The 5,247-nt window shown below is 76.0% G+C and carries 4 protein-coding genes and 1 pseudogene; 4 read left to right on the forward strand and 1 reads right to left on the reverse strand.

Translation table 11 applies throughout. The annotated features are described in order from the left end of the window. From HGA02_RS09345 to HGA02_RS09355, 3 genes and pseudogenes are all read left to right on the forward strand, one after another. A pseudogene (locus tag HGA02_RS09345) lies at positions 1-377 on the forward strand (DEDD exonuclease domain-containing protein); the annotation flags it as partial. Between the two features lie 8 nt (positions 378-385). Continuing rightward, complete coding sequence (locus HGA02_RS09350) at positions 386-667, forward strand: Lrp/AsnC family transcriptional regulator (RefSeq protein ID WP_124342498.1); 282 nt, start codon at positions 386-388, stop codon at positions 665-667. Between the two features lie 56 nt (positions 668-723). Beyond that, the gene (locus HGA02_RS09355) at positions 724-2,436 is read left to right on the forward strand and encodes an endonuclease/exonuclease/phosphatase family protein (protein ID WP_343035407.1); all 1,713 of its coding nucleotides are present in this window, start codon (positions 724-726) and stop codon (positions 2,434-2,436) included. Positions 2,437-2,721: 285 nt separating this feature from the next. Here HGA02_RS09355 and HGA02_RS09360 read toward each other — a convergent pair whose 3' ends face one another. Further along, entirely contained in the window at positions 2,722-4,185 is a 1,464-nt protein-coding gene (locus HGA02_RS09360; RefSeq protein ID WP_168678780.1) for an NAD(P)H-quinone dehydrogenase, read from the reverse strand. A 130-nt stretch (positions 4,186-4,315) separates the two neighbouring features. Here HGA02_RS09360 and HGA02_RS09365 point away from each other — a divergent pair, with 130 nt between their 5' ends. Then, entirely contained in the window at positions 4,316-5,167 is an 852-nt protein-coding gene (locus tag HGA02_RS09365) for a purine-nucleoside phosphorylase (RefSeq protein ID WP_168678781.1), read from the forward strand. Positions 5,168-5,247: the final 80 nt, after the last annotated feature.

Consider the following 5,247-nt stretch of genomic DNA (forward strand, 5'->3'; position numbering starts at 1 on the left):
GGGAGCTCGTCCTCGTCCGGCACGGACGGCTCGCGGGGACCGCACGCGTCGACCGCCGCACCGACCCGCGACCCGTCGTCGCCGCGCTGCAGGCCAGCGGCGAGCACGTCGCCGCACCACCGTCCCCCGCCCCCGCCGCGCACCCCGAGGAGACCGACCTCCTGCTCGCCTGGCTCGACAAGCCCGGCGTCCGACTCGTCGAGGTCGCCGGCGGCTGGTCGATGCCCGCCCGCAGCGCCGTCGCGGTCGTCGATCCCGCCGCGGCCGTCGCGGATGCCGCGCGGCACGCGCAGGCCGACCCGGGCGGTGACCAGGGAGTCGGTACGACGCACCGGCCGCACCTGTCGCTCGTCGCCCCCGCGCCCAGCACGGCATGATGGGCGACATGCTGACCGCCATCGTGCTCATCGACGCCGACGCCGCGAAGGTCCCCGAGGTCGCCACCGCCATCGCCGACCTCCGCGGGGTCAGCGAGGTCTACTCCGTCACCGGCGACGTCGACCTCATCGCCGTCGTGCGGGTCCGCGAGCACGAGGCGCTCGCCGACGTCATCGCCGACAAGGTCGGCAAGGTGGACGGCGTCGTCCGCACGCAGACCTACATCGCGTTCCGCACGTACAGCCAGCACGACCTGGAGACCGCGTTCGCCCTCGGCCTCGAGGACTGACCGCACCCGCGGTGGCGCACGCGTCCCCTCGCCCGCTTCCGGGCGATCTCTCGCTCGTGCTCGACCGGCTGCTGGCAGAGGCGCCGCGCGACCGTCGCGCGCTCGTCGCGGTCGACGGTGCGGGAGGGAGCGGGAAGAGCACCGTCACGGGTCTGCTGGCAGCCCACGTGCCCGGGCGGCCCGTGGTGGTCCTCCACGCCGACGACTTCTTCCACCCGGCGCACGTCCGCCACGCCCGCGGGCGCCACTCCCCGGCGGGCTTCTGGCTCGACGCGTACGACTACGACGCGCTCACCGCGCAGGCGCTCGGCCCGCTGGGCCCGGGCGGCGACGGCCTCTTCCGCCCGGCGGTGACCCACGGAGCGCACGACGGGGCACCGCGGCCCGGTCGCGTCCAGGCCGCGCCCGACGCGCTCGTGCTCGTCGACGGCACCTTCCTGCACCGCGCCGAGCTGGCCGGCTTCTGGGACTGGTCGGTGTACCTGGACGTGCCGCTCGACGTCGCGGGGCTCGTGCTCCTCGGGGCGTCCGCGCTCGGTGCGTGGCCACTGCTGCGGCCCGACGTCTGGCCCGCCGCCGTGCGGGTCGGTGCCGCCGTGCTGCTCACGGTCGGCACGGGCGTGAGCCTGTGGACGTCGGGACCGGTCGCGCTCGTCGCGCTCGCGGTCACGCAGGTCGTGGCCGGGCTCGTGGTCGCGACCGTCCTGAGCACGCGCCGCCCGGCCCCGCCCGGGATCCCCCGCACGGCGATCAGCACGGGCTTCGCGGGGCTGGGCGTCGTGCTGCCGCTCCTGCTCTACATGCTCGACTACGACGTGCCGCTGCCGGTCGACAACGCGTGGGTCGTGGTCCTCGCCGCCGCGGTCGTGGGCCTCGCCGGGCTGCGCCGCCGCACGCCCGAGGTCGCCGCACAGGTCGACGACCCGCCGCTCGACGACGAGAAGGTCCCCGCGCGCGTCAACGCCGCGCGCCTCCTCCTCATCCCGGGCGTCGTGCTGGCCCTCGTCGGCGTCCTGGCCGGCCATCGCGGCTGGAGCACGACCGGCGCGACCGTCCCCGCGGAGGCCGCGGACGGTCCGCTCACCGTCGTCGACTGGAACCTGCACTACGGGGTGTCCCCGCTGACGGCCGTCGACCTCGAGGGGGTCGCCCGCACGATCGAGGCCGCCGACCCCGACGTCGTCACGCTCCAGGAGGTCGAGCGCGGCTGGATCTTCGGCGGGGGCGCCGACATGGCGACGTGGCTCGCGCACCGCCTCGACATGACGATCCGCTTCGCCCCCGCCGCCGACCACCAGTTCGGCAACGCCGTGCTCGCACGCTCGGGCCTCACGGACGTCACCGTCCACCCGCTCCCCTACGGCGACGGCCCGCAGCAGCGGTCGGCGCTGTCCGCGACCCTCACGACCGCGTCCGGGACCCCCGTGCGCGTCACGTCCGTGCACCTGCAGCACCGCGCGTCCAACACCCCGACGCGGCTCGACCAGCTCGACGCGCTCCTCGCCGCCGAGCCCGTCACGGGCGCCGCGATCCTCGCGGGCGACCTCAACGCCGAGCCCGGCTCGCCCGAGCTCGACCTCCTCACGGACGCCGGGTGGGTCAGCGCCGTCGACGCGGCGGGCGACCCGGACGCGCTCACCGAGCCGAGCACCGACCCCGCGCACCGCATCGACTGGGTGCTCGGTCAGGGCGTCACGTTCACCGCCGCGACCGTGGGCACGTCGACGCTCTCCGACCACCTGCCGGTCGTCGCGACGTTCACGGCCTGACGAGTCGGGCGGTCGCGGGGCTCAGTCCGTACCGATGTCGGCCTGAGCCCTGCGCTCCGCTCCCGGCGCGTGCCGCTGCCCGGCCCACACCGTCCGCTGCGCTCCGCGCTCAGTCCGTACCGATGTCGGCCTGAGCCCTGCGCTCCGCTCCCGGCGCGCGCCGCTGCCCGGCCCGCACCGTCCGCTGCGCTCCGCGCTCAGTCCGTACCGATGTCGGCCTGAGCCCTGCGCTCCGCTCCCGGCGCGTGCCGCTGCGCGGCCCGCACCGTCCGCTCCGCTCCGGGCTCAGTCCGCGGAGCGGTGGTGGAGCATGCGCGCGACCTCGCCGATCGTCCCCGACATCGACGGGTAGACGGTCGAGGCGTCGGCGACCTGGTCGGCCGTGAGGCGGTGCGTCACCGCGAGCGTGAGCGGGAAGATCGACTCGCTCGCGCGCGGCCCGACGACGACCGCGCCCAGGATCGTGCCGGTCCCCTCGGCGGCAAAGATCTTCACGAACCCGTCGCGCACGCCCAGCATCTTCGCGCGCGGGTTGCGGGCGAGCGGCAGGGTGCTGACGGTGTAGTGCACGCCGAGCTCGGTGAGCCGCGCCTCGGTCGAGCCGACGGTCGCGATCTCGGGCGCGGTGAAGATGTTCGCGGACACCCCGCGCACGGACAGCGGCTTCACCGCGTCGCCGAGCGCGTGCGACATCGCGATGCGGCCCTGCGTCGCCGCGACGGACGCGAGCGGGAAGACGCCCGTGACGTCGCCGGCCGCGTAGACGCCGCGCACGGACGTCCGGGACACCTTGTCGACCTCGACGTGACCCGACGGCGTGAGGCGCACGCCGGCCTCCTCGAGGCCGAGGCCGGCGGTCGTGGGGATCGACCCGACGGCGAACAGCACGTGCGACGCCTCGATGACGCGCCCGTCGGCGAGCGACACCTCGACCCGGTCGCCGACCCGGCGCGCGCCGGCGGCGCGCGAGCGCGACAGCACGGTCATGCCGCGCGCCTTGAAGACGTCCTCGAGCAGCTGGGCGGCGTCGGCGTCCTCACCCGGCAGGACGCGGTCACGTGACGACACGAGCGTGACGTCGGCGCCGAGCGACGTGTACGCGCCCGCGAACTCGGCGCCGGTCACGCCCGACCCGACGACGACGAGCTTCTCGGGCAGCTCCTGCAGGTCGTAGAGCTGCGTCCACGTGAGGATGCGCTCCCCGTCGGGGACGGCCTCGGGCAGGACGCGCGGCGTGGCCCCCGTGGAGACGAGCACGACGTCGGCGTCGAGCACCTCCTCCTCGCCGTCGGCCGTGGTCGCGACGACGCGCGCGGGGCCGTCGAGCCGGCCGTGGCCGAGGACCGTGCGCACGCCCTCGCGGTCGAGGCGGCCGCGGATGTCGGCGGACTGCGCGGCCGCGAGCGCCTTCACGCGCGCGTTGACCGCGGCGAGGTCGATGCTGTGCCGCACGAGCGAGCCGACGCCGGACTCGGCGACCGTCCCGGGCGCCGAGATGCCGTCGAGGCGGATGCCGAGCTCGGGCGCGCGGTCGGCGATCGTCATCCACTCCGCGGTGGCGATGAGGGTCTTCGACGGCACGACGTCGGTCAGGACCGCGGCACCCCCGAGCCCCGCACGCTCGACGACGGTGACGTCGGCGCCCAGGCGGCGCGCGACGAGCGCGGCCTCGTAGCCGCCGGGTCCGCCGCCGACGACGACGACGCGGGGCGCTCGGGAACGGTCGGTGTCCTGCGACGGGGTGCTCACGGGTGCCCATTCTGCCTGCCCGGCCCGCCCGCGGCCGTCCGCACACCGCCGCCCGGGCCCGCGCACGCGTCCGCAGCGCGCGGCCGGGGCGTCCTGCGTCGCACCGGTCGGTGCGGGCTAGCCTTCGAGCATGAGCGACCTCACCGACGTGCCCGACCTCGACGACCCCGCGACCGACCCGTTCGAGGTGGCCCGTGCGGCCGCCGCGCACCTGGCCAGCGCGACGGGCGTCGCGAAGCACGACGTGGCGCTGGTCCTCGGCTCGGGCTGGGGCGGCGCGGCAGACCTGCTGGGCGAGACGGTCGCCGAGCTGCCCAGCACCGAGATCCCCGGCTTCAGCGCCGCGGCGGTCGTCGGCCACGTCGGCACGATCCGCTCGATCCGCATCGCGGGCACCCCCGACGACGCCCCGAAGCACGCGCTCGTGCTCGGGTCGCGCACCCACCTGTACGAGGGCCGCGGGGTGCGGCGCGTGGTGCACGGTGTGCGGACCGCGGCCGCCGCAGGCGCGTCGGTGCTCGTGCTGACGAACGGGTGCGGTGGCCTGAACCCGGCCTGGGGTCCGGGCACCCCGGTGCTCATCCGGGACCACATCAACCTGACGGGGACGTCGCCGCTCGAGGGCCCGACGTTCGTCGACCTCACCGACCTGTACTCGTCGCGGCTCCGCGACGTCGCCCGCACGGTCGACCCGACGCTCGACGAAGGCGTGTACGTCCAGTTCCGCGGGCCGCACTACGAGACCCCCGCCGAGGTCGCGATGGCGGGCCGGATCGGTGGCGACCTCGTGGGCATGTCGACGACGGTGGAGGCGATCGCCGCGCGCCACGCCGGGCTCGAGGTCCTGGGCGTGTCGCTCGTGACGAACTTCGGGGCGGGCATCAGCGAGACACCCCTGTCGCACACGGAGGTCCTCGAGGCCGGCGCCGCGGCAGGACCACGGATCAGCGCGCTGCTCGCGGAGGTCGTCCGGCGAGTCTGACGCCCGCCGCACGACCACGCACGCCCCCGACGCCCGCGGCCGCCGCACGACCGGCCGCGGGCGTCCGCGCACGTCAGGGC

Source organism: Cellulomonas septica (assembly GCF_012396155.1).
GTDB lineage: Bacteria > Actinomycetota > Actinomycetes > Actinomycetales > Cellulomonadaceae > Cellulomonas > Cellulomonas septica.